Genomic DNA, 26,622 nt, shown 5'->3' with positions numbered 1-26,622 from the left:
TATTAAAAATAGCAATTTTTTGATCATTTAATATAATACAAAAATTTTCTATCTACTTTATAGTGATTTTTATGATATTTTTTTAAAATTAATTTAATTATTATAATGTTGAAACAATTGACAACACATTTGTTAAACGTGTAATACTTTTATCCTTTCCTATAAGTTCCATAATAATATTTAATTCTGGAGTACATGTAAATCCAGTTAATGCAATTCGCATGGGAATACCGATTTCTTTCAGCGTTAATCCTAGTTCTATTAATATTTTATTTAAATAAAGGCGAATTGTATTTGATGTCCATAAATCTAATTTTTTTAAATATATAATTATTTTATTAAAGTTTTCTATAATATGAGTACTAAAATGTTTTTTTAGTATGTTTAAATTATATTCAATATTTTCTAAATAAAAATATCTAGAAGAAATAAAAATTTCTTTTAAAGTTTTACATCTTTTGTTAAACAAATTTATAATATTTGATAATTTAGGGCCATTTTTAAAGTTAATTTTTTCCTTTTGAAAAAAAATTTTAAAATTTTCTATTATATCTTTTTGAGGTAAATTTTGAATATAAAATTGATTTAACCAATTTAATTTATCAATATTAAAAGCACTTGGAGATTTACTAATAGATTTTAAGTTAAAAAGATCTATCATTTCATTAATAGTAAAAGTTTCTTTATTACCATGAGACCAACCTAAACGTACTAAATAATTTAAAATTGCTTGATATAAATATCCATCATTTTTATATTCTAAAACACTTTTGGCATTTCCTCTTTTAGAGATCTTTTTTTTATCACTTTCTAAAATCATAGGTAAATGAGCATATTTAGGAATTTTTGCTCCAATTGATTGAAGTATATTAATTTGACGAGGCGTGTTATTTATATGATCTTCTCCTCTAATAACGTGAGTAATATTCATATCTAGATCATCAATTACTACACAAAAATTATATGTTGGTTTACCATCACTACGATAAATGATAAGATCATCTAGCTCTTTATTATTAAATTGAATTAATCCTCTAATTTCATCTTGAAAAGTTATTAGACCATCTAAAGGATTTTTAAAACGAATAACATAAGGTTCATTTTTTTTGTTATCATATAAGATATTACGACATAGTCGATCATATCGAGGTTTTATTTTACGAGCAATTTGTGTATTTTTTAATTGCATTAGTCTTGTTTTAGAACAATAACATTTATATGCAACTTTTAATTTTAGCATATCATCTATAACTTGTTTATAACGAAATAATCGATCACTTTGGTAATAAGGACCTTCATCCCAATCTAAATTCAACCATTTCATACTTTTTATAATAGTATCAATTGATTTTTGATGAGAGCGTTGTGAATCGCTATCTTCTATTCTTAAAATAAATTTTCCATGGTTATGACGTGCATATAACCAAGAATAGAGTGCAGTTCGAATATTGCCTATATGAATATTTCCAGTAGGACTTGGAGCAAAACGAGTTCTAACAATCATATATTTTATCCTTTAATAAAATATTAAAAAAAATTATTATAAGAGTATATTAACATTTAATACTAAAAGTATAAAAAATATTGACTATTTGTTTTTTTTGTATATTATAATTATCTAAAATTTTTAGATATATTTTATTATATTTATTTAAAATTATTAGGTGATTAGCTCAGTTGGTAGAGCATCTCCCTTACAAGGAGAGGGTCGATGGTTCGAATCCGTCATCACCTACCAATATACGCATATTATTTAACTTATTTTATTCTAGGTTAAAAAAAAAGGGTCGTTAGCTCAGTCGGTAGAGCAGTTGACTTTTAATCAATTGGTCGCAGGTTCAATTCCTGCACGACCCACACTTATAATTACAAATTTTTTTATAAAACTCTCGAATTTTGTAAAAAATTTAGCATAATTCATTAGCTTCGCACATTTAAATCTTTATCAAATTGCAATATTTTTTACATATTAACCATGTTTATATTTTTTTTAATAAAAAAATTATCAGTTTACATCAATCTAAAAGGTATATTCATTTTTTTAAAATTTTTAACATTTCTTCTTCATCAAGAATAAGAAGGTTAGCTTTCTTTGCTTCTTCAAACTTTTTCCCGTATTTTTTACCTATAATTAATATATCAGTTTTTTTTGAAATTTTACTATTAACTTTAGCTCCAATTTCCATTAATTTATGTTTCGCTATTTGTCGATTCATTGTTTCTAAAGTTCCAGTAAATACTACTGTTTTATTAAAAAATTGATTTTTTTTTCTATTTTTATTTGATATATTTACATTTTCAGATGTAATATATAAGATTTTTTTTAATCTAAAAATTTCATCAATATTATTTTTTTCTTGAATAAACTGATCAATATAAGTTGCTATTTCTTTTCCTATATAATTAATTGATATAAAATCTTTTTTTTGAGCTTTTAAAAAATTGTTTAAAGAACAAAAATTTTTTCCAATATTATTGGAGATTATTTCTCCTACTCCTTTAATTCCTAAAGAATAAATAAAACGTGATAGTGTTATTTTTTTTATTTTTTTTATAGATAATAAAATTTTTTTTGCTAATTTATCACCAATTTTTTCAATTTTAATAAGTTGTTCAAATGTTAAAGAAAAAAAATCAGAAGGCTTGCATATATATTTTTTTTGAATTAATGCATCAATAATATACTCGCCTATGCCATAAATATTCATAGCACGTTGAGAAATAAAATGTTTTAAACGTTCTTTTATTTGTGGATGACATATCAAACCATTTGTACAATAAATTAATGTTTTTTCTGGTATACGTTTTAAATTTGAATAACAGTATGGACATTTTAAAGGAAAATTAATGTAATGTTTTCTATTTTCTGTTACTGAAATAGTATCAATTATTTTTGGAATAACATCTCCAGAACGACAAATTAGTACTTTATCTCCTATTCTTAACTTTAATCGTTCTAATTCTTTAATATTATATAAATTAGCATTTTTTATAATAACGCCTCCTATTTGTATTGGTAAAACGTGTGCTATAGGGGTTATAATACCGGTTCGTCCTGTTTGAAATGTAATACTTTTTAAAATCGTTATTTTTTTTTCAGCTGAAAATTTTAATGCTACTGCCCATTTAGGAGTTTTTGACGAATATCCTAAAATTTTTTGTTGCTGAATATTATCAATTTTAATAACAATGCCATCAATATCAAAATTTAAAATTGAACGTATTTTTTTTGTTTTGTTATAAAATTTAAAAATATTTTTCAAAGATGAGATACGTTCTGTAAAAAAACTAATAGGTATTCCCCAATATCTAAACTGTTTTAAGCTATAAAAATGACTATAAGAAAAATAAGTTTCTTCTACTTTTCCAAATCCATAACAAAAAAAATTTAATGGACGTTCGGCAGTAATTTTAGAATTAATTTGACGTAAAGCTCCTGCTGCTGCATTTCTTAAATTAGAAAAAGTTTTCTTTCCTATTTTTTTCCTATAATTATTTAAATCATTAAACGTTTTTTTTGTCATAAAAACTTCACCGCGTATTTCTAATTTTTGAGGAACATTTTCTCCTTTTAATTGTAAAGGTACATTTTTTATTGTTTTAATATTTTCAGTTACATCTTCACCAAAAATTCCATCTCCTCTAGTAGCAGCAAACTTTAATAAACCATTTTCATAAAAAATATTTACTGCTAAACCATCTATTTTTAACTCACAACAAAAGAAAATTTTTTGATTTGTAGTTATTTTTTTTAAAGTATTTTGATAAAACTTTAATAATTCATCTTTATGAAAAATATTATCAAGTGATAACATTGGACTTTTATGTTTAATTTTCTTAAAAGATTCTAAAGGAAATCCTCCAACAGATTGTGTTGGGGAATTTTTAGCAATTAATTCAGGATTTTCTTTTTCTAATTTTTGTAAAGTACTGATTAATTCATCATATTTGAAATTAGAAATTTTAGGTTGATCTAATACGTAATAAAGATATTCGTGATATTTAATTATATCACGCAATTTATTAATTTTTTTTACAATATCTGTCATAAATTCTTAGAGAATATATAAAAATCTAGTTTTTTTACATAAACTATTGATAATTTATTTTAAATACATTTCTTACTATCAATAATATATAGTTCTTTTTTAAATGTTAAACAATTATATAAAAAAATAAAGAAATAAAGTGTTTTATTTTTTATATCTTAATATATAGATATATCATTTTTTTACTTCCTTGCTTTATAATAAAAGCTATCCTTCCAAATTTATTTATACTGTTAAAAAAATGAATCAAATTTATAAAGATAACTCTTTAACCATTGGAAATACACCATTAGTTCAATTAAATCATATAGGAGAAGGTAAAATTTTTGCAAAAATTGAATCAAGAAATCCTAGTTTCAGTGTAAAATGCCGTATTGGAGCTAATATGATTTGGGATGCAGAAAAAAAAGGATTGCTTAAACCGGGGATAGATATAGTTGAACCAACTAGCGGAAATACTGGAATTGCTCTAGCTTATGTTGCTGCAGCTAGAGGTTATAAAATTACATTGACAATGCCAGATACTATGTCAAAAGAACGACAAATGTTATTAAGAGCATTAGGAGCAAATTTAGAATTAACAGATGGAAAAGAAGGAATGAAAGGTTCAATCATTAAAGCAAAAGAAATTTTAGAAAAAAAAAATAAAACGACTATTATGTTGCAACAATTTAATAATCCTGCCAATCCAGAAATTCATGAAAAAACTACTGGGCCAGAAATATGGAATGATACAAAAGGTCTAATAGACGTTTTTATTTCTGGTATAGGCACTGGTGGAACATTTACTGGCGTTACTAAATTTTTAAAAAAAACAAAAAATATGAAAAATTTAGTTGCTATTGCAGTTGAACCTATTCATTCACCAGTAATTACTCAAACGTTAAATGGAAAAAAAATTCAACCAGGACCGCATAAAATTCAAGGTATTGGTGCAGGTTTTATTCCTAAAAATTTAGATTTAAGTTTAATTGACCAAGTTATAACAATTTCAAATGAAGAAGCAATTCAATGTGCACGTCAGTTAATGAAAAAAGAAGGAATTCTTGCAGGAATATCATCTGGAGCAGCATTATCTGCTGCATTAAAATTACAAAAAAATAAAAATTTTACTAATAAAAGAATTGTAATAATATTTCCATCTTCTTCTGAACGTTATTTAAGTACTTGTTTATTTTCTAATATTAATAATAGCGAAATAATGTAGCAAAAAACTTTTATCATTAAAAAAATAAAAGAATTTTACTACCGAAGATATCTTTAATATTTTTTTTATAAAATACAATTTTTGTAGAAAATGTTTTTTTTAAAAAAATAATTACATGCAAATTGATGTAAAAGAACGAAAATTTCTGTTATAAATTTTTTTATTATATAAAAATAAAAATTAATGAATAGCGATTTATATTATAGATATTAATTATTTTTTTAAAACAACTGAAATAAGTATAAAAATATTTAAGTGATATTGATATTATTTATTTTATTTATTTTGTTTTAAGTTGGAGAAATAAAATGTTCCAGCAAACAGTTATTATTAATGCTAGTCATGGTTTACATACTCGTCCCGCGGCAAAATTTGTAAAAGAAGCAAAGTTGTTTGAATCTGAAATTTTAATAACTTCTAATGGTAAAATTGCAAGTGCTAAAAGTTTATTTAAATTACAAATGTTAGGATTAACAAAAGGAACTACTATAACTTTATCTGCTGACGGCAAAGATGAAAAAGAGGCAATAGAGCATTTAGTGAAATTACTTGGAAGTTTAGAATAAAGATTTTTATATCATTTAATAAAAAAATCGCGAACGCCTGTTCGCGATATTTCTAGCTTGATATATAAAAATAATTAATATTTATTATTATAAGTAAGGTGTAATTATGATTGCTGGAATTTTAGCATCACCAGGTATTGCTTTTGGTAAAGCTTTATTATTGAAAGAAGATAAAATTGTTATTAATTATAAAAAAATATCTAAAGAAAACATTGATAAAGAAATTTTATGTTTTTTAGAAGCTCGTCGTAAATCAGCAAAACAACTTGAACAAATCAAAAATAGAGCAAAAAAAATTTTAGGTAAAGAAAAAGAAGATATTTTTGATGGTCATATTATGTTATTAGAAGATGAAGAATTAGAACAAGATATTATTGATTTGATAAAAAATAAAAAATATACTGCAGATGCAGCAGTATATTCAGTAATAAATACGCAAGTAAAAGCTTTAGAAAATATTAAAGACGAGTATTTAAAAGAACGTGCTTTAGATGTTAAAGATATTGGAAATAGGTTATTAAGAAATATTCTTAATCTGCATTTTGTTGATCTGAACGCTATTCAAGGAAAATTTATTTTAGTTGCAAAAGATTTAACTCCTTCAGAAACTGCTCAACTTAACATAAAAAATATACTTGGTTTTATTACTGATTTAGGAGGACAAACATCACATACTTCCATTATGGCTCGTTCATTAGAATTACCAGCGATTGTTGGAACAGGAAAAATAACAAGTTTAATTAAAAAAAATGATTTTTTAGTGCTAGATGCAATAAATAATAAGATATATTTTAATCCTAATACAGAAAAATTAGAAAAATTAAAAATTTTTCAAAAAAAATATTTCCTTCAAAGAAATGAACTAAAAAAACTAAAAAATTTGCCTGCTATAACAAAAGACGGTAAAAAGATAGAAATATGTGCAAATATTAGTACACTAAGAGAAATAGAAAGTATTAATAATAATGGAGCAGAAGGAATAGGTTTATATCGAACAGAATTTATTTTTATGAATCGCGAATCCTTTCCAACAGAAGAAGAACAATATAAAATATACAAAAAAATTGCTGAAGATATGAATCCTAGATCCGTTATCATACGAACTATGGATATAGGAGGAGATAAAAATATTCCATATATGAATCTTCCAAAGGAAGATAATCCATTTCTTGGTTGGCGTGCTATTCGAATAGCAATGGATCAGAAAAATATTTTTAATGATCAAATACGTGCAATATTAAGAGCATCTATTTTTGGAAAATTACGTATTATGTTTCCAATGATTATTTCTATAGAAGAAGTTAGATATTTAAGATGCGAAATTGAAAGACTGAAGAAACAATTAATACAAGAAAAAAAGAAATTTGATAAAAAAATTGAAATAGGAATTATGGTTGAAACACCAGCATCTGCAATAATAGCACAGCATTTGGCAAAAGAAATAGATTTTTTTAGTATTGGAACGAATGATTTAACTCAATATACACTTGCTGTAGACCGTGGTAATGATTTAATTGCACATTTATATAATCCAATGAATCCAGCAGTATTGAACTTAATTAAAAAAGTTATTGATGATTCTCATAATTCAGGAAAATGGACAGGTATTTGTGGAGAATTAGCTAGCGATCAACGTGCTTCTTTATTGTTATTAGGTATGGGTGTAGATGAATTTAGTATGAGTGCTATTTCAATTCCAAATATAAAGAAAATTATTCGTAATGTTTTTTTTAAAGATGTAAAAAAACTTGCCAAGGAAGCATTAAAAAAATCTACATCAAAAGATATTATGAATTTAATTGATACTTTTATAAAAGATAAAAAATTAACTGAAATCATGAATTTTTAAATTTTTTAGGAGTTAACATGAGTCTTTTTTCAAAAATTTTTAATGATAAAAAAAAATTATCTCAAGAAACTAAAATTTTTGCACCTATTTCAGGAGAAACTGTTCAAATTGAAGATGTACCAGACGTTGTTTTTTCAGATAAAATTGTAGGAGATGGTGTTGCTATTAAACCTAACGGAAAAGAGATACTTGCTCCATTTGACGGAATTATCAGAAAAATATTTAAAACAAATCATGCTTTTTCTATTGAATCATATACTGGTATTGAGCTTTTTGTACATCTTGGAATAGATACTATAAATCTTAAAGGTGAAGGTTTTAAGCGTATAGGAAAAGAAGGAAAAGTAAAAAAAGGAGAATTAATTATTGAATTTGATTTGTCAATTATTGAAAAAAAAGCAAAATCTATATTGACACCTATTGTGATTTCAAATTTAGATAAATTTAAAGATTTAATTAAATTTTCTGGTTCTGTTATAGCAGGGGAAACATTGATTATGTTAGTTAAAGATTAATTTTTTAACTATTATTTTTTTGTAATATTTTCAATATGCTGATGGCATAATTAGTTTTATAAAGAAAAACTAGTAATTAAAAATAAATGAAATAATGATCGCCATCAGCTAATTTTTTTATGTAATAATTATTTTTGAAAAAAAAAGCTTTTAACAAATATCGGATTTTTACCGACTTTATATCGATAAATAAAATCTAAGTTGCCAGTGTTTTGATTGATTTTATATACTGAAATATGATGAGAAAGTTGTCCAGCAACAACTAAATATTGTCCTGTAAAATCAATTTCAAAACCTCTAGGTTGAGATTCTGTTTTTTTATTTTTATTAAATTTTAAATCAGATCCATTATTTATAATGGAGAATATTGAAATTTTACTAAAATATCTATCACAAGCATATAAATATTTTCCTGTAGGAGTGATATGAATATCAGAAGACCAATAACTTTGATTTTTTTTAATTGAATCAAACATCTTTACTGTTTTTAAAAAAGATATTTTTTCTGTTTTTTTAAAAACATCAATTGTTGCATTTAATTCATTTATAGAGTAGAAATAATTATTATTGGGATGAAAAGCAATATGCCTAGGCCCAGATTTTTTTTTAACATCGATTTTTTCAGAAATATGCCAACAATTGTTTTTATTACTGTAAACATAGATTAAATCTTTCTTTAAGGATGTTACAAATATACTTAATTTTTTTAAATCAGGTTTTATAAAATGACATCCTTGAATATTTTTAATATTTTTTATAGGTATACTTGATTCTAGTAATCCACTAATGTCATTAAGTTTATAAATATTAAAACAATTATAATTATAAGAACAATAAAACAGAAAATTATTAATTGGATCAATAGAAATATACGTTGGACTGCTATCTATAATTTTTTTTTCAATTTTCTCTAATGTGCCATCTAATCTAATATTATAGGTTATAATATAAAAATTTGGTTTTGTTCCAACATACATCTTATTTTTTATATAATTAACGCATATTGGTTGTATTTGTTCGTCTTCCTTTAATATTTGTAATAGCGTTAAATATCCATTTTTTTTCATTTGAAAAACATGTATTTCTTGACTATCTACGCTTGTAATATAAAAAAATTGTTTCATTTTTATACTCTAATTTTATTAGTATTAATAATTATTTTATAATACAAAGTTTATTAAAAAAATTTTTTCTATATTATTTAAAATAGAATAAAAGTAAATATAAAAATCTTTGATTTATTTAAAGATATATTTTTTTAATATAGTTCTTTAAATAATCAATAAATTTTAGTTTTTCTATATAAAAAGGACTAGAATTGGGGTATAAAATAATTATCTATCTTTAGATCAAGCAAAATAATAGTCTATCTATAATTATTTCTTGATTTTTATATTCAGATAATAAACGTACAAACAGCAAAAAAAATTTTTATTAATAACTTTTTTCATTTTTTCAGAATAATTATATTAATATATAAAAATAATAAATATATATATAATATATTATAAAAAATTTTAAGATGTTGGTTATTTTATCAACTTCTTAAGTTATTATAATCATTGTTTTCCAAATATTTATTTAACAAATGTTCTATCAATTATTTTCATTTAGATAGAATAAATTCATACACTGAGCAAAAATATCATTAGATTTAAATTCATTGATAATAAAAATATTAATATAAATTTTTCTAGTTCTTATTATGAGTAAATTTTGGTAAATAAATTCTTATCTTAAAAAACTAATAAATATATATAAGTCTTTTTTAAATATCAATTACCTTTATTATTATATTGTAAAATCATAAACTTAGAGAAAAAATTGTATTGTAAATCAGAACGAACATCAATTAATAATCTTTTTTTTAGTAACTTTATGTTTATTTAAAACTTTAATGTTATCTAAACAAACATGTGAATAGATTATGATAATCTTGGTTTTTTGAAAACAAGTGATTTATCAAAAAAATAAAAAAAAATTATGTTACTAAATATTTTTTCAGAAAACTTAAATATATTTAATACCATATCAGGTAACTCCTGATTTGCATATACCAAACTATTATGTTCATTTTAATAAAATTCAATTATGAATATAGAAAAATATCTTTAAAAGTTTTTTAAAAATTTTTAAATATCAACGAATTTTTATAATCCAATTTTCTACGAATAGAACAAATAAATTTAGCTTTTAATAAAAAAGTTACGTAATTTTATTAGATTTTGAATTGTTAATTAAAAAGTATGTTTTATCTTCAAAAGATTTAAAATTTTTTGCTAAAAAAATCTGAAAAATTTGTCTAAAACAAGTTTAAAAAAAATCAGAAAAATTGATAAAATAACTTTATTAGTTAATTATTTATACTTCAATTAAAAAATATTGGAATATTAAAATTTTTTTGTTCTTAAAAAGCAATAATAAAAAAATAACTCATAAATTTATCAAAAAATAACATCTCTTTATGAGATATGATTTTAAAATTATAGTTCTATCTATAAATTTTGCTATTAATATTATTAATAATAATTAACAAAAAAAGTGTTGTTGATTTAACACATACTACAGGTTTTTATTACTGTAATTCTTAAAGATTTAATATGAATATTAAAAAATAAAAACGTAATACTTATAAAGTAAAATATGAGAAGAGTTAAACAAATGCTAAAATATATTTTTGGAGATAAAAATGAATAATTTAGGAAATAAGATTATCTTAATACGTCATGGAGAAAGTCAATGGAATAAAGAAAATCGTTTTACTGGATGGTGTGATATTGACTTATCTGAACAAGGACATGATGAAGCTAAAAAGGCTGGAAAAATAATTAAAAAGCATAGTTTTTCTTTTGATTATTCTTATACATCTATGTTAAAGCGTGCTATCCATACTTTATGGCACGTATTAGACGAAATTGATCAAACCTGGTTAAATGTTGAAAAATCATGGCGTTTAAATGAACGACATTATGGTGCTTTGCAAGGATTAAATAAAACAGATATAGAAAAAAAATATGGCAAAAAACAAATAAAACAATGGAGACGTAGCTATTTAACTATTCCTCCTCAAATTACTCAAAATAGCATTTATTTTCCAGGAAAAGATATTCGCTATAATGATGTTGATAAAAATATGTTACCGTTAGGTGAAAGTTTAGAAATGACGGCAAAAAGAGTAATTCCATTTTGGGAATGTTGTATATTGCCTCGAATAAAAGAAGGTAAAAAAATTCTTATTGTCGCTCATGGTAATTCGATACGTGCATTAATTAAATATCTTAGTAATATAAAAGCACAAGAAATATCTGAATTAGATATTCCTACTGGTATTCCAATTGTTTATGAATTTCATAAAAATTTTCACTCTGCAAAATATTATTATCTTGATTAAAAATAACTTTTTTATTTTTATATAAAAATTATGAAATATTTTTAATAATATGTGTTTATGTGTTTGTTTATGTTCGTTTTTTATTACTCAAAAGTCAAAATTTTTCTTATAAAGTTGACTTTTGAGCATATTAAAAAATTTTGATCACAATAACTAATGCAGTATATATTTAAACAAATTGATAATAACTTGTGTATTAAAAGATTATAAATAAAATATATTAATCTTGTTATTTAATGATAATAACTGCACGTCTATTTTTCACATAAGCAGTTTCATCATGTCCTATGACCGCTGGATTTTTTTTACCATATGAAATAATTGAAATTTGATTGTTTTTTATTCCAAATTTATTAAAATATTCTTTTACAGCATTTGCTCGTTTTGTCCCAAGATAAATGTTATATTGAAAAGTACCTCTTTCATCTGTATATCCTTCTATAACAATTTTTTTTGTAGGATTATCATTTAAAAATTTTAAACGTTCATCTAAGATTTTTTTAAATTGAGGTTTTAAAATAGCTTTGTTTAAATCAAAATATATTGTTTCGATAGAAGATTCTTGTTTATTTTTTATTATTTTTTCTATTTTTTTTGTAGAAAATTTTTGAAGAGGTTCTTTTTTATTTTGAGTATTTTTATTGATATCAATAACTTTATTGATATCAGTTTTATTTACATCTGATTTTTTAACTTCATTGTTTTTTAAATTAGGTTGACAGGCAGTAAGTAAAATAAATGGTAAAACAAATTTTATTAAATTGTTATTTTTCATTTTTTTTCCAACTATTGATATAAATTTTTATATTAAATTAATATGAAAAAATAATTGATAAAAATTATTCTGTTTTAATAAAAAAAATGAGAATTTTTTTGATTTTTGTTGTGTACGTTTTAAACTTAATGCGTTTTATACTATTGAATAAAATATCATTTTTATATTAAGATGAAATCACTAATAATAATTTTATTGTGTAAAGCATTTTTTTAAAATAATTAAAACTTAATTTCTCCATTTCTATACAAAAAAATTATAAATGTCAATAAAATATTTTTATAAAATTATTAAGTATAATTAAAAATTAAATTAATTAAAAATTAATTTTTTTAAAAATTCTCATTTTTTAATCATAAAAAATATTTCTCAAGAACTGATATAAATTATATATATTATATTGATTCTTGAGAAAAAATTAAACTTTTATTAAACTTTTTTTTCATCCATATATTGTCTTAATTTACGTCCTATTCTTTCAATAGAATGATTATAAATAGATTCATTTATATTTTTTAATAAAAAATTATCAATATGAGCAGAATTTTTGTTTTTTTTACCTAAATCTGTAGATTTTAAATGGTTCATAAACTTTTGAAGCAAAGTAAAAGCTGAATTTGAAAATAAATAATTACCATATTCTGCAGTATCTGAAATAATAGTATTCATTTCATACAAACGCTTACGTGCAATAGTATTAGCTATTAATGGTAACTCATGTAAGGACTCGTAATATGCAGATTCTTCTTTTATGCCTGTTTCTATCATTACTTCAAAAGATAACTCAATTCCAGATTTTAACATGGCTATCATTACTATCCCGTGATCGTAATACTCTTGTTCTGAAATTTCTTTTTTATATGCTGAAACTTGCTCGAAATTTGATTGTTGAGTTTCTTTCCGCCATTTTAATAGTTGCTTATCGTTGTTATTCCAATCTTTTATCATTAATTCAGAAAAAGATCCTGTAATAATATCATCCATATGTTTTTCAAATAGCGGTCTCATAATAATTTTTAGTTGTTCTGAAAGTTTATAAGCACGTATTTTGTCATGATTACTTAGTCTATCCATCATTAAAGTTATACCACCTAACTTCAAAGATTCACTTATTTTTTCCCAACCTAATTGAACTAAATTACCAGCATATTTGCAATCATAACCCTCTTTTAATAATTTTTCATAACAAAGTAAAGAACCAGTTTGTAACATTCCACATAAAATAGTTTGTTCTCCCATTAAATCTGATTTGACTTCAGCAATAAAAGAAGACTCTAAAACTCCTGCGCGATGACAACCTATGGCAAAAGCCCATGCTTTAGCAATTTTAAAACCTTCTCTTTTTGGATCATTTTCTTCATGTACAGCAATAAGAGCTGGTACTCCAAAATTACGTTTATATTCTTCTCTTACTTCTGTTCCAGGAGATTTTGGAGCCACCATAATAACTGTAATATCTTTTCGGATGCTTTCTCCCATTTCAACAATATTAAAACCATGTGAATAACCAAAAAAAGCATTTTTTTTCATTAATGGTATTATATTTTTTATTACATGAGAATGCTGTTTATCAGGAGTTAAGTTTATTATAAAATCAGCGTTAGGAATAATTTCCTTATAATTTCCTACTAAAAAATTATTATTAGTTGCTCTTTTCCAGGAATCTTTTTTTTTATCAATAGATTCTTGACGTAATGCATAAGAAATCTGCAGACCAGAATCACGCATATTCAGCCCTTGATTTAAACCTTGCGAACCGCATCCTAAAATAACTATTTTGCTATTTTTTAATGCATTACATCTATCAAAAAATTCACTTTTTTTCATTAACCGACATTTACTTAACTGCACAGTTTGTTCTCGAAACGTTAATTTATTAAAATAGTTATTCATATTTAATATTGCCTTAATTAGTTTTTATAGATTTTATTAGATAGTAAAATGATATTAATTTACAAAAATGTATGAAAAAAATAATAATTTTTTAAAAATTATCAGCATAATAAAATACAATTTATAAAACTTTATTATTATTTTTTTAAAAAAAAGCAAAATGCGGGGTTGTTTGTTTCTTCATGAAAACGATAACCAAGATTGTTTAAACATTCCTCAAACTTTGGTGAGTTTTTTGTAGTATGAAAAGCTGTAAGCACTCTACCATAATCCGTTCCATAATTACGATAATGAAATAAAGAAATATTCCAATATGTGCTAACATTTTTTAAAAATTTTAGTAGTGCAAGGGGTGATTCAGGAAATTCAAAACTAAATAATCTTTCTAAAATATTTTTTGAAGGATATCCTCCAATCATATATCTAATATGTAATTTTGCCATTTCATCTTTAGATAAATCTATTACTTTATATTTATTTATAATTAAATTATCTATAATTTTCTTTTTTTCGTTTAATCTGTTAGCTAAGCTAATACCTATTAAAATACATGCATTTTCTTTATGGAAATAACGATAGCTTAATTCGGTAATAATTTTTTTTCCTATTTTTTTACAAAAATCTAAAAAACTACCTTTTTTTTCAGGAATCATAACAGCTAGTAATATTTCTTGTTTTTCTCCTAATTCGCAACGTTCTGATATATAACGTAAACTATGAAAATTAACATTAGCTCCTGAAACAATATGAGCTAATTTTTCTCCTTTTATTTTTTTTTTGCAAATATATTTTTTCATACCAGCTAAAGCTAATGCACCCGAAGGTTCCGAAATAGCACGGACATCTTCAAATAAATCTTTTATTGCAGAACAAATAGAATCATTATTTACTGTAATAATATCATCAAGATATTTTTTACATAAGCGAAAAGTTTCTAATCCTATTTTTTTAACAGCAACACCTTCTGCAAATAAACCGACACATGATAAACTCACTGGTTTTCCTTTTAAAAGAGCAGCTTTTAAACAAGCTGAATCTTCTGCTTCTACACCAATTACCTGTATATGTGGCATTAATTGTTTAATAAATACTATAATACCTGCGACTAAACCTCCTCCTCCTACCGGCACAAATATGCGATCAATATGAGCATCTTGTTGTAAGAGTTCCATAGCTATAGTGCCTTGTCCAGCTATGATAGATGGATGATCAAAAGGTGGGATAAATATATAATTATTTTTTTTTGCAATTTCTATTGCTTTTTTATTAGATTCATCAAAATTTGATCCAAATAAATACGTTTCTCCTCCCATTCTATGTACTGCATCTATTTTGATTTTTGTTGTTACAACTGGCATAACAATTAGTGATTTTATTCCTAATTTTTTTGCAGAAAACGCTACTCCTTGTCCATGATTTCCTGCTGAAGCAGTAACTATACCTCTTTTTTTTTCTTCTATGCTAAGCTGTGATATCATAGAATACGCGCCGCGAAGTTTAAAACTATGCACAGGTTGCATATCTTCTCGTTTAGCTAAAATTATATTGTTAAAACGTAATGAAATTTTTTCCATTTTTTGTAAAGGAGTTATTTGTACTACTTCATAAACTGGAGCACGTAATATAGAAGATAAATAACCAGATTCCGATATAAAATGGTTATTATTTGATTGAGAATCAATCATTTTTTTTAAAAAACCTCAATTTTTTTCACGTATTGCACCTTTATCTGCACTACTAACAAATAAAGAGTAGTTATATAAAGAAAAAGATACTTTTCTATTACGCATACAAGGTTGATACCCGTATCTTCCTTTTTTTTCTTCTAAAGAACGTCTTTTATTCATTTCTTTTTTTGTAATCAGCACATTAATTGTTCTTTTAAAAATATTAATATCTATTAAATCTCCATTCTTTATTAAAGAAATATTACCTTTATTGGATGCTTCTGGAGACACATGCCCAATTGACAATCCAGATGTCCCTCCAGAAAATCGACCATCAGTAATTAATGCACATTTTTCGTTTAATCCTATTGATTTTAAATAAGTAGTAGGATATAACATTTCTTGCATACCAGGTCCACCTTTTGGTCCTTCATAACGAATAATAATAACATCTCCAGCTACAATTTTTCCATGTAAAATAGCATCTACTGCATTTTCTTGACTATCATAAACTTTAGCTGGCCCATTAAAAATAAAAAGGTTTTTTTTAATACTTGCAGTTTTTAATATACATCCATTTTTTGCTAAATTCCCGTAAAGTATAGTTAATCCACCATATTTTGAAAAAGCATATTTATAAGAACGAATACACCCATTTTTTCTATCATTATCTAATGTTTTCCACCTAAAATTTTGAGAAAAAGGACGTGTTGTACTAATCCCAGCAGGACTAGCACGAAACATTTTTTTTATAGATTTACTTTTAGTGAGCATTATGTCATATTTTTTTAAAGTTTCTTTTAAAGTTAATCCTAAAATGTTTTTTACATTATGATTTAAAAATCCAGAACGATCCAATTCGCCTAAAATACCAAAAACGCCTCCAGCTCTATGAACATCTTCCATATGATATTTATTTGTACTAGGAGATACTTTACATAAATGAGGTATTTTTTTAGATATTTTATCTATATCTTGCATATTAAAACAAATTTTTCCCTCATTTGCTGCCGCTAAAAGGTGTAAAACGGTATTTGTAGATCCACCCATTGCTATATCTACCATCATTGCATTTTCAAATGCTAACTTATTTGCTATATTTCTAGGTAAAATATCAACATTTTTTTCTTCATAAAATAATTTTGTTAATTGAACAATTTTTTTAGCGCCTTTAATAAATAATTTTTTTCTATCATAATGAGTTGCTAATAATGATCCATTACCTGGTTGTGCAAGCCCTAAAGCTTCTGTTAAACAATTCATAGAATTTGCAGTAAACATACCAGAACATGAACCACAAGTAGGACATGCTAATTTTTCAAAATCTTTACTAACATCATTACTAATATTTGGATTAACGCTATGAGCTATTACGTCTACTAAATCTAATTTTATTTTTTTTTGATTAATAACGATTTTTCCAGACTCCATTGGCCCACCTGAAACGAAAATAGTGGGAATATTTATTCGTAATGATGCCATTAACATAGCAGGTGTAATTTTATCACAATTAGAAATACAAATCATTGCATCAACACAATGTGCATTAATCATATATTCAATAGAATCTGCAATAAGTTCACGTGATGGTAAGGAATATAACATACCGCTATGCCCCATAGCTATCCCGTCATCTATAGCAATAGTATTAAACTCTTTACCGATCCCACCAGATTTTTTAATTTCTTTGCTAACTAATTTTCCTATTTCACGAAGGTGTATATGTCCTGGAACAAATTCAGAAAAAGAATTAACTACAGCTATAATAGGTTTTTTGAAATCTTCATCATTCATACCTGTTGCACGCCATAAAGAACGAGCACCAGCCATGTTACGACCATGTGTAACTTTTGAAGAACGATATTTTATCATAATTTATATTTATTCCTAATGACATATCAATTAAAACTGGTAATAATTTTCTTTTTGTTTATATTTTAATAATTTTTTATAAAATTAAAAAAATACTTATGTTTTAAATAAAATATTCTTATATTTTTAATGAAATTTAATAATTTGTAAAAAAGTATACAAAATATAATTTATATTTTCTGATCAATACAAATTTGTTTTATTTTAAACATATTAAATAAAAATTTTTTTTATAAATAAATTTTAGATATAACTTTATTATTAAAATACTTTTAAGCAAAATTATTATAATATTTACATAAAATTTTAATCTTATTATTCAATAAACATTAATTTAAAAAATATGTTTATAAGAAAAATTACTAATATAAAAATCGTTAACTATTATTTCTATAATAATTTAAATATAAGTTATATAAGAAAAAAAAATAAGATAATCACTCGTTGATAAAAAATGAAATAAGAAGGAATGAATGAAGAAGATATTAACAAGAATTAGTTTTACTTGGCAAATTCCTACTCTCACATGGGGAGACCCCACACTACCATCGGCGCCATAGTGTTTCACTTCTGAATTCGAAATGGGATCAGGTGGTACCACTACGCTATTTTTACCAAGTAAAACATAAATAGATTCTTATCTATATCATTTATAGTAAGCGAACAACATTTCTGCAAATCAAAATAACATAAAAAATTTTTGATGTTGTAAGATTAAGCCTCACGGGTCATTAGTACTAGTTAGCTCAACGTATCGCTACGCTTACACACCTAGCCTATCAACGTCGTTGTCTTCAACGTCCCTTCAGGACTCTCTTAGAGTCAGGGAGAACTCATCTTAGGGCAAGTTTCGTGCTTAGATGCTTTCAGCTCTTATCTTTTCCGTACTTAGCTACCGGGCAATGCCATTGGCATGACAACCCGAACACCAGCGGTACGTTCACTTCGGTCCTCTCGTACTAGAAGCAACCCCCTTCAATTCTCCTACGCCCACGGCAGATAGGGACCGAACTGTCTCACGACGTTCTAAACCCAGCTCGCGTACCACTTTAAATGGCGAACAGCCATACCCTTGGGACCTACTTCAGCCCCAGGATGTGATGAGCCGACATCGAGGTGCCAAACACCGCCGTCGATATGAACTCTTGGGCGGTATTAGCCTGTTATCCCCGGAGTACCTTTTATCCGTTGAGCGATGGCCCTTCCATTCGGAACCACCGGATCACTAAGACCTGCTTTCGCATCTGCTTGCGTTGTCACGCTCGCAGTTAAGCCAGCTTATGCCTTTGCACTAAACTTACGATTTCCGACCGTAATTAGCTGACCTTTGTGCTCCTCCGTTACTCTTTAGGAGGAGACCGCCCCAGTCAAACTACCCACCAGACACTGTCTGCACTCCGGATGACGGAGTAACATTAGAATATTCAACATTAAAGGGTGGTATTTCAAGGACGGCTCCATATAAACTAGCGTTTATACTTCATAGCCTCCCACCTATCCTACACATCGATGTTCAATCTTCAATATCAAGCTATAGTAAAGGTTCACGGGGTCTTTCCGTCTTGCCGCGGGTACACTGCATCTTCACAGCCATTTCAATTTCACTGAGTCTCGGGTGGAGACAGCCTAGCCATCATTACGCCATTCGTGCAGGTCGGAACTTACCCGACAAGGAATTTCGCTACCTTAGGACCGTTATAGTTACGGCCGCCGTTTACCGGGGCTTCGATCAAGAGCTTTTCTTTTAGAAAAAAAAAAGATAACCCCATCAATTAACCTTCCGGCACCGGGCAGGCGTCACACCGTATACGTCCACTTTCGTGTTTGCACAGTGCTGTGTTTTTAATAAACAGTTGCAGCTAGCTATTATCTTCGGCTAGTTTCAGCTTAAAGAGCATGTCTTTTTACTTACTTCTAGCGTGCCTTCTCCCGAAGTTACGGCACCATTTTGCCTAGTTCCTTCACCCGAGTTCTCTCAAGCGCCTTAGTATTCTCTACCTAACTACCTGTGTCGGTTTGTAGTACGGTTCTATATTATCTGAAGCTTAGAAGATTTTCTTGGAAGCATGGCATTAATTACTTCAATTCCTAAGAATTTCGTCATCACACCTCAGTTTTTATTTTTCGGATTTTCCTGAAAAATTAACCTACATGTTTAAACCGAGATTTCCAACACTCGGCTAATCTAGCCTTCTCCGTCCTTTCATCGCAATAATATAAAGTACAGGAATATTAACCTGTTTTTCCATCGATTACGCTTTTCAGCCTCACCTTAGGATTCGACTTACCCTTTTCTGATTAACATCGAAAAGGAAACCTTAGTCTTTCGGCGAATGGGTTTCTCACCCATTTTATCGTTACTCATGTCAGCATTCGCACTTCTGATACTTCCAGTAAATTTCACAACTTACCTTCTTCAGCTTACAGAACGCTCCTCTACCCAACAAAATTATTTGTTGCCGCAGCTTCGGTACATAATTTAGCCCCGTTACATCTTCCGCGCAGGCTGACTCGACCAGTGAGCTATTACGCTTTCTTTAAATGATGGCTGCTTCTAAGCCAACATCCTGGCTGTTTAAGCCTTCCCACATCGTTTCCCACTTAATTATGACTTAGGGACCTTAGCTGGCGGTCTGGGTTGTTTCCCTTTCCACAACGGACGTTAGCACCCGCTGTGTGTCTCCCGTAATAACATTCTTTGGTATTCGGAGTTTGCATTGGATTGGTAGGCTGGAGTAGCCCCCTAGCCAAAACAGTGCTCTACCCCCAAAGATGAGTTTACGAGGCGCTACCTAAATAGCTTTCGAGGAGAACCAGCTATCTCCCGGTTTGATTGGCCTTTCACCCCTAACCACAAGTCATCCACTAATTTTTCAACATTAGTTGGTTCGGTCCTCCAGTTAGTATTACCTAACCTTCAACCTGCTCATGGTTAGATCACCGGGTTTCGGGTCTACATCCTACAACTTAACGCCCAGTTAAGACTCGGTTTCCCTACGGCTCCCTTATACAGTTAACCTTGCTATAGAATATAACTCGCTGACCCATTATACAAAAGGTACGCAGTCACATTATAAAAAAAATGCTCCTACTGCTTGTACGTATACGGTTTCAGTATCTTTTCACTCCCCTTTAGGGGTTCTTTTCACCTTTCCCTCACGGTACTAGTTCACTATCGGTCAATCAGGAGTATTTAGCCTTGGAGGATGGTCCCCCCGTATTCAAACAGGATATCACGTGTCCCGTTTTACTCATTGAGTACACAAATTATATGTTTTTATATACGAGACTATCACTCTGTATCGTGTGATTTTCCAAACACTTCTACTAACAAAATAATTTGATAAAACTCTGGGCTTTTCCCCTTTCGCTCGCCACTACTAAGGGAATCTCAATTGATTTCTTTTCCTCAGGATACTTAGATGTTTCAGTTCTCCTGGTTTGCTTCATTATATTATATATTCGTATAATGATGATGTATGTTACTACATCGGGTTTCCCCATTCGGACACTACCGGTTATTAACGGATCTTATCGCCTTACCGATTCTTTTCGTAGATAAGCACGTCCTTCATCGCCTCTGATTGCCAAGGCATCCCCCGTATACGCTTAATTGCTTAATCTTACAACTCAAAAATTTCTTTTTAATATGTTGTATGCTATTCAACATTTATCTATACAGCGTTTTTTGTTGAATATTTTGATTTGCCAAAAATGTTAAAGATCGTGTACTAAAAAGTTTATTCGTCCCCTAGGGGATTTGAACCCCTGTTGCCGCCGTGAAAGGGCGATGTCCTAGACCCCTAGACGAAGGGGACTAAACTTTTTTTTATTAATAAAAAAATATATATTTTATATATTTATAATATATTTACTAAATAATTTGTTGTGAGCACTTTTCAGGAATACCTTTTAACAAAGTTAAGGAGGTAATCCAACCGCAGGTTCCCCTACAGTTACCTTGTTACGACTTCACCCCAGTCATGAATCACAAAGTGGTAAGCACCATCCCGAAGGTTAAGTAACTTGCTTCTTTTGCAATCCACTTCCATGGTGTGACGGGCGGTGTGTACAAGGCCCGGGAACGTATTCACCGTGGCGTTCTGATCCACGATTACTAGCGATTCCGACTTCATGGAGTCGAGTTGCAGACTCCAATCCGGACTAAGACGTATTTTATAAGATTTGCTAGCTCTTACGAGATTGCTACTTTTTGTATACGCCATTGTAGCACGTGTGTAGCCCTGGTCATAAGGGCCATGATGACTTGACGTCATCCTTACCTTCCTCCGGTTTATCACCGGCAGTTTCCTTTAAGTTCCCGGCCGAACCGATGGCAAAAAAGGATAAGGGTTGCGCTCGTTGCGGGACTTAACCCAACATTTCACAACACGAGCTGACGACAGCCATGCAGCACCTGTCTCACGGTTCCCGAAGGCACTTCTATATCTCTATAAAATTCCGTGGATGTCAAGACCAGGTAAGGTTCTTCGCGTTGCATCGAATTAAACCACATGCTCCACCGCTTGTGCGGGCCCCCGTCAATTCATTTGAGTTTTAACCTTGCGGCCGTACTCCCCAGGCGGTCGACTTAATGCGTTAGCTTCGAAAACTACAGGTCATGCCCACAATTTTCAAGTCGACATCGTTTACAGCATGGACTACCAGGGTATCTAATCCTGTTTGCTCCCCATGCTTTCGCACCTGAGCGTCAGTATTCATCCAGGGGGTCGCCTTCGCCACTGGTATTCCTCCAGATATCTACGCATTTCACCGCTACACCTGGAATTCTACCCCCCTCTATGAGACTCTAGTTTATCAGTTTCAAATGCCATTCCTAAGTTAAGCTCAGGGATTTCACATCTGACTTAATAAACCGCCTACGTACTCTTTACGCCCAGTAATTCCGATTAACGCTCGCACCCTCCGTATTACCGCGGCTGCTGGCACAGAGTTAGCCGGTGCTTCTTTTGCACGTAACGTCATGTATCAAACGTATTATATTTGATATTTTTCTTTCGTGCTGAAAGTACTTTACAACCCGAGGGCCTTCTTCATACACACGGTATAGCTGCATCAGGCTTGCGCCCATTGTGCAAGATTCCCCACTGCTGCCTCCCGTAGGAGTCTGGACCGTGTCTCAGTTCCAGTGTGGCTGATCATCCTCTCAGACCAGCTAGAGATCGTCGCCTAGGTGAGCCTTTACCCCACCTACTAGCTAATCTCGTCTGGGTTCATTTAATAACATAAGGTTATTATTTGTTAAAATAATAATCCCCTACTTTGGTCTAAACGACATTATGCGGTATTAGCCATCATTTCTAATGGTTATCCCCCTTTATTAAGTAGATCCCCAGATTGTACTCACCCGTTCGCCACTCGCCGACAAAGAAGCAAGCTTCTTTTCGTTGCCGTTCGACTTGCATGTGTTAAGCTTACCGTTAGCGTTTAATCTGAGCCATGATCAAACCCTTCAATTTTTATTGACTTTTCTTTTAATTCATGTTTTTAAACTTACTATATAACGTAACTTTAACATGCATTAAAAATATCTGTTTTTATGAAGATATTTCCTTGAAAAATGCCCACACAAATTATTTAGTTAATTATAAAAGAACAAAATATTAGATTATTTAAATATAAACAACTTATATTACACGCTCTTTTTAAAGAGTCAATTTATTTTTTTTAAAAAAATTATATTTTATTATAAATAAAATATAATTTTGTCATATAATTAAATTTTTCTTTAATAAAATTTTTAGCTGGAAATAATATTTAATGCGTACTACTCAGTATTTTTTGTCTACTCTAAAAAAAACTTCAAAACAAATTGAAACAATTAGTCATGAGCTTATGTTACGTTCAGGAATGATTCGTCAATTATCTTCGGGAATATATACTTGGATGCCAATAGGGTTATTGGTAATTAAAAAAGTAAAAAAAATCATTAGAAAAGAAATGAATAATATAGGTTTTATAGAGCTATTTTTACCATTAATACAACCTATAGATTTATGGAAAAAAAGTAAACGTATAGAATCTTTTGGTTCTGAATTAATAAACTTTTATGATAGAAACAAACATCATTTTTTGTTAGGTCCTACACATGAAGAACTAATCACGAAAATTATGTGTAATGAATTACATTCTTATAAAGAATTGCCTATTAGTTTGTTTCAAATTAATGTAAAGTTTCGTGATGAAATAAGACCACGTTTTGGCGTTATTCGTTCTCGTGAATTTTTAATGAAAGATGCATATTCTTTTCATATTTCTTTGGAATGTTTAAAAAAAAGCTATAAAAACATGTATTTTGCATATGATAAAATTTTTTCTAGTCTTGGTTTAAATTATTGTGTCATTAAAGCAGACCCCGGTGTTATTGGTGGCACTGTATCTCATGAATTTCATGCATTTGTAAAAAATGGAGAAAATGACATAGCAACTTTTACAGAATCTACTGATACTTGTGATGCTGATTCGGTTGAAATATCTTTAAAACAAAAAAAACAAAAAAAAAGTATGAAAAAAATGACATTAATTGAGCTGATGTCAAATCAATCTATTATTGATTTAATAAAAATTTATAAAATTTCAACAAAAAGTTTGATAAAAACATTATTTGTTAAGGCTAATGAAAAAAGTAAAAATAAATTTGTATTAATTTTACTTCGTAATGATCACGAAATTAGTAAATATAAATTAGAAAAAATAAATATAATTTATTCTCCATTAACTTTTGTGAATGAAAATGTTGTTTTAAAAAATTTACAAATATCAAATAAATTAATTAGTCCAATTAACTTTAAGTTACCAATAATTGCTGACTACGCAGTAGTTCAAATGAATAATTTTGTTATTATGTCTAATAAAAAAAATAAATATTATATCAATGTTAACTGGCAACGTGATTTAATTATTCCTCAATTAGCCGACATTCGTAAAGTAAATGATGGAGATTTGAGTTCAGAGGGAAAGGGTATAATCAAAATAAAAAAAGGATTAGAAATTGGACATATTTTTCAGATAGGCGATAAATATTCAAAATTATTTAAATTATCTCTTCAAGATAAAAACGGATATAAAAAAATATTAATGGGATCCTATGGTATAGGTATAACTCGTCTTATTGCAGCTGTTATTGAACAAAATCATGATAAAAATGGAATTATTTGGCCTTTAAAGATAGCTCCTTTTACAGTGGCAATTATTCCTGTTAATATGTATCATTGTAGTGCTGTAAAAAAAGCTGCTGAAGAACTATATGATTTGTTATGTTTCAATAACATTGAAGTTTTATTTGATGATCGTAAAGAAAGATTAGGAGTTCTTTTTAAAGATATTGATTTAATTGGTATTCCTCATTGTATTATTATAGGTGAAAAAAATATTTCTTTAAATAAAGTAGAATATAAAACACGTGTTTCCAATAAATTAAAAGTTATAGACTATCATTGTATCTTAAATTTTTTAAATAAACAGTTAAAAAATTAACTATTTATTATGTTTTTTTTCCATTGTATTTTAAAACTTAAGTTTTCTGTTTTTATGATACTTTTTTTTGTATTAATAAAATTAATAATTGAAATTAATTCATCATTATAGTAAAGCATAGGAATACGACTTCTTTCCCACGGTGGAATTTTTTTTTCGTTCCATATTTTTTTGAGTTTACATTTTTTACTTTTATTTTCAAATAAAAAGTACCCATTTGCTTGAAATCTGATGCTAACAGTTTCGTGTTTTTTTGGTTGACGTATGAATGTTTGTTGTATTTCATTATTTATAGATATTATACCGAGATTTTGAGGAAGAATTAATGGTTTTTTTAAATTATCCCATGGCAAAATTATATGTTTAAGTGAAGAGTAATATGGTAATAACCAGATAAAATCACGATATCTCCTTATAACAAAATTTTTAATTTTTAATTCAGGATTTGCGTTATTTTTGCTATGAATAATTTCTTGATAAATATGTAAAATATTATTATAGGAAGGAATTATGCCAGTTTTTATATAAATCCAGCGACGTATTAAAAATTTACATTCTATTATAGTCATTTTCATGAATGGTATATAGTAGAGACTACCATTTTTTTGTATTAAACCGGATAATTTATGAGATAATAATTGATTCAATAATATTTCTTGTTGTTGACATAAACTTGCACTCCTAGATATTGCTTTTAAAAAAAAAGGCCATCTATTGGTAAGCAACGGAATAATTTTATGTCTAATAAAGTTTCGTTCAAAGTAAATATTTTTATTACTTTTATCTTCAATCCAGTTAATTTTATATAATTTCGCATAAGTTTCTAATTGATCACGAGAAAAATTTAAAAATGGTCTTAAAATTATACCGTTTTTAAAAACAATTTTTTTTTGAATACTAGATAACCCTGATGGTCCACTCCCTCTTTTTAAAGATAAAAAAAATGTTTCGCATTTATCGTTTAAATTATGTGCTGTAACAAGATTTTCATGTGCTTGTAGTTCTTTCAATAACGCTGTATAACGCATATCACGTGCAATAGCTTCTATATTTCTTTTGTTAGGAACATTAATATAAATTATTTTATAATTGAGTTTCCACTTTTTACAAATAACAATACAATGTTGTACAAAATCGTTTGCTTGTATGCTTAAGTTATGATGTATATGTAAAACACGTAAACTAATTTCTGGACGAAAAATTTTCTTTAATTTGATTAACTGATGCAAAAGTACCATTGAATCTAGACCACCGCTCAATGATATTACAAATGAACTATATGGTTTTAAAAATTTATTTAAGTAATTAATAAACATTTTTATATGATAACTATGCAAAAAA

Annotated in this window: 14 protein-coding genes, 3 tRNA genes and 3 rRNA genes; 8 read left to right on the top strand and 12 right to left on the bottom strand. The window is 27.6% G+C overall.

The features are described from left to right. Positions 1–100 precede the first annotated feature (100 nt). A complete protein-coding gene (gene gltX, locus TGUWTKB_RS00860; RefSeq protein ID WP_041062603.1) occupies positions 101–1,504 on the bottom strand; it encodes a glutamate--tRNA ligase in 1,404 nt (467 codons plus the stop codon). Positions 1,505–1,662: 158 nt separating this feature from the next. Here gltX and TGUWTKB_RS00855 point away from each other — a divergent pair. Next, positions 1,663–1,738, top strand: a tRNA-Val gene (locus tag TGUWTKB_RS00855). Between the two features lie 46 nt (positions 1,739–1,784). Then, positions 1,785–1,857: transfer RNA gene (locus tag TGUWTKB_RS00850), tRNA-Lys, on the top strand. Positions 1,858–2,033: 176 nt separating this feature from the next. Here TGUWTKB_RS00850 and ligA read toward each other — a convergent pair. After that, positions 2,034–4,049, bottom strand: a complete 2,016-nt coding sequence (gene ligA / locus TGUWTKB_RS00845; protein WP_041062600.1) for an NAD-dependent DNA ligase LigA — start codon at positions 4,047–4,049, stop codon at positions 2,034–2,036. 241 nt (positions 4,050–4,290) lie between these two features. Between ligA and cysK the strand changes: the two genes are divergently transcribed. From cysK to crr, 4 genes are all read left to right on the top strand, one after another. Next, positions 4,291–5,256, top strand: coding sequence for a cysteine synthase A (cysK, locus tag TGUWTKB_RS00840; protein WP_041062597.1), 966 nt, complete (start codon positions 4,291–4,293; stop codon positions 5,254–5,256). Positions 5,257–5,564: 308 nt separating this feature from the next. Then, positions 5,565–5,822, top strand: a complete 258-nt coding sequence (locus tag TGUWTKB_RS00835) for an HPr family phosphocarrier protein (protein ID WP_041062594.1) — start codon at positions 5,565–5,567, stop codon at positions 5,820–5,822. 106 nt (positions 5,823–5,928) lie between these two features. Continuing rightward, positions 5,929–7,671 (top strand): phosphoenolpyruvate-protein phosphotransferase PtsI, encoded by a 1,743-nt coding sequence (gene ptsI, locus TGUWTKB_RS00830; RefSeq protein WP_041062591.1) that lies wholly within the window; start codon positions 5,929–5,931, stop codon positions 7,669–7,671. A gap of 17 nt (positions 7,672–7,688) precedes the next feature. Next, entirely contained in the window at positions 7,689–8,186 is a 498-nt protein-coding gene (gene crr / locus TGUWTKB_RS00825) for a PTS glucose transporter subunit IIA (protein WP_041062588.1), read from the top strand. A 128-nt stretch (positions 8,187–8,314) separates the two neighbouring features. Here the strand turns inward: crr and TGUWTKB_RS00820 are convergent, their stop codons facing one another. Further along, positions 8,315–9,310 (bottom strand): beta-propeller fold lactonase family protein, encoded by a 996-nt coding sequence (locus TGUWTKB_RS00820; protein ID WP_041062585.1) that lies wholly within the window; start codon positions 9,308–9,310, stop codon positions 8,315–8,317. A 1,565-nt stretch (positions 9,311–10,875) separates the two neighbouring features. Here TGUWTKB_RS00820 and gpmA point away from each other — a divergent pair. Next, a complete protein-coding gene (gene gpmA / locus TGUWTKB_RS00815) occupies positions 10,876–11,577 on the top strand; it encodes a 2,3-diphosphoglycerate-dependent phosphoglycerate mutase (protein ID WP_052459520.1) in 702 nt (233 codons plus the stop codon). Between the two features lie 229 nt (positions 11,578–11,806). Here gpmA and TGUWTKB_RS00810 read toward each other — a convergent pair whose 3' ends face one another. The 8 genes from TGUWTKB_RS00810 to TGUWTKB_RS00775 form a co-directional block, all read right to left on the bottom strand. Continuing rightward, positions 11,807–12,352 (bottom strand): OmpA family protein, encoded by a 546-nt coding sequence (locus TGUWTKB_RS00810; protein WP_052459519.1) that lies wholly within the window; start codon positions 12,350–12,352, stop codon positions 11,807–11,809. Between the two features lie 429 nt (positions 12,353–12,781). Continuing rightward, a complete protein-coding gene (gene ilvC / locus TGUWTKB_RS00805) occupies positions 12,782–14,245 on the bottom strand; it encodes a ketol-acid reductoisomerase (RefSeq protein WP_041062579.1) in 1,464 nt (487 codons plus the stop codon). Positions 14,246–14,382: 137 nt separating this feature from the next. Beyond that, a complete protein-coding gene (gene ilvA, locus TGUWTKB_RS00800; RefSeq protein ID WP_041062576.1) occupies positions 14,383–15,930 on the bottom strand; it encodes a threonine ammonia-lyase, biosynthetic in 1,548 nt (515 codons plus the stop codon). A 15-nt stretch (positions 15,931–15,945) separates the two neighbouring features. Continuing rightward, positions 15,946–17,784, bottom strand: a complete 1,839-nt coding sequence (gene ilvD, locus TGUWTKB_RS00795) for a dihydroxy-acid dehydratase (protein ID WP_041062573.1) — start codon at positions 17,782–17,784, stop codon at positions 15,946–15,948. 503 nt (positions 17,785–18,287) lie between these two features. Continuing rightward, positions 18,288–18,403 (bottom strand): 5S ribosomal RNA (rrf, locus tag TGUWTKB_RS00790). A gap of 91 nt (positions 18,404–18,494) precedes the next feature. Then, positions 18,495–21,407: ribosomal RNA gene (locus tag TGUWTKB_RS00785) — 23S ribosomal RNA — on the bottom strand. A 122-nt stretch (positions 21,408–21,529) separates the two neighbouring features. Beyond that, positions 21,530–21,602: transfer RNA gene (locus TGUWTKB_RS00780), tRNA-Glu, on the bottom strand. Positions 21,603–21,706: 104 nt separating this feature from the next. Next, positions 21,707–23,264 (bottom strand): 16S ribosomal RNA (locus TGUWTKB_RS00775). Together the 16S, 23S and 5S rRNA genes with 1 tRNA gene alongside form the textbook arrangement of a ribosomal RNA operon. 301 nt (positions 23,265–23,565) lie before the next feature. On the opposite strand from TGUWTKB_RS00775, the gene TGUWTKB_RS00770 reads away from it, so the two are divergent. Then, complete coding sequence (locus TGUWTKB_RS00770; RefSeq protein WP_041062570.1) at positions 23,566–25,281, top strand: proline--tRNA ligase; 1,716 nt, start codon at positions 23,566–23,568, stop codon at positions 25,279–25,281. On the opposite strand, the gene tilS is transcribed toward TGUWTKB_RS00770, so the two are convergent. Next, complete coding sequence (tilS, locus tag TGUWTKB_RS00765; RefSeq protein WP_041062567.1) at positions 25,278–26,597, bottom strand: tRNA lysidine(34) synthetase TilS; 1,320 nt, start codon at positions 26,595–26,597, stop codon at positions 25,278–25,280. The two genes, TGUWTKB_RS00770 and tilS, sit on opposite strands and share 4 nt — an antisense overlap. Positions 26,598–26,622: the final 25 nt, after the last annotated feature.

This window comes from Candidatus Tachikawaea gelatinosa (assembly GCF_000828815.1).
GTDB lineage: Bacteria > Pseudomonadota > Gammaproteobacteria > Enterobacterales > Enterobacteriaceae > Tachikawaea > Tachikawaea gelatinosa.
This window is presented reverse-complemented; position numbering and strand designations above follow the sequence as displayed.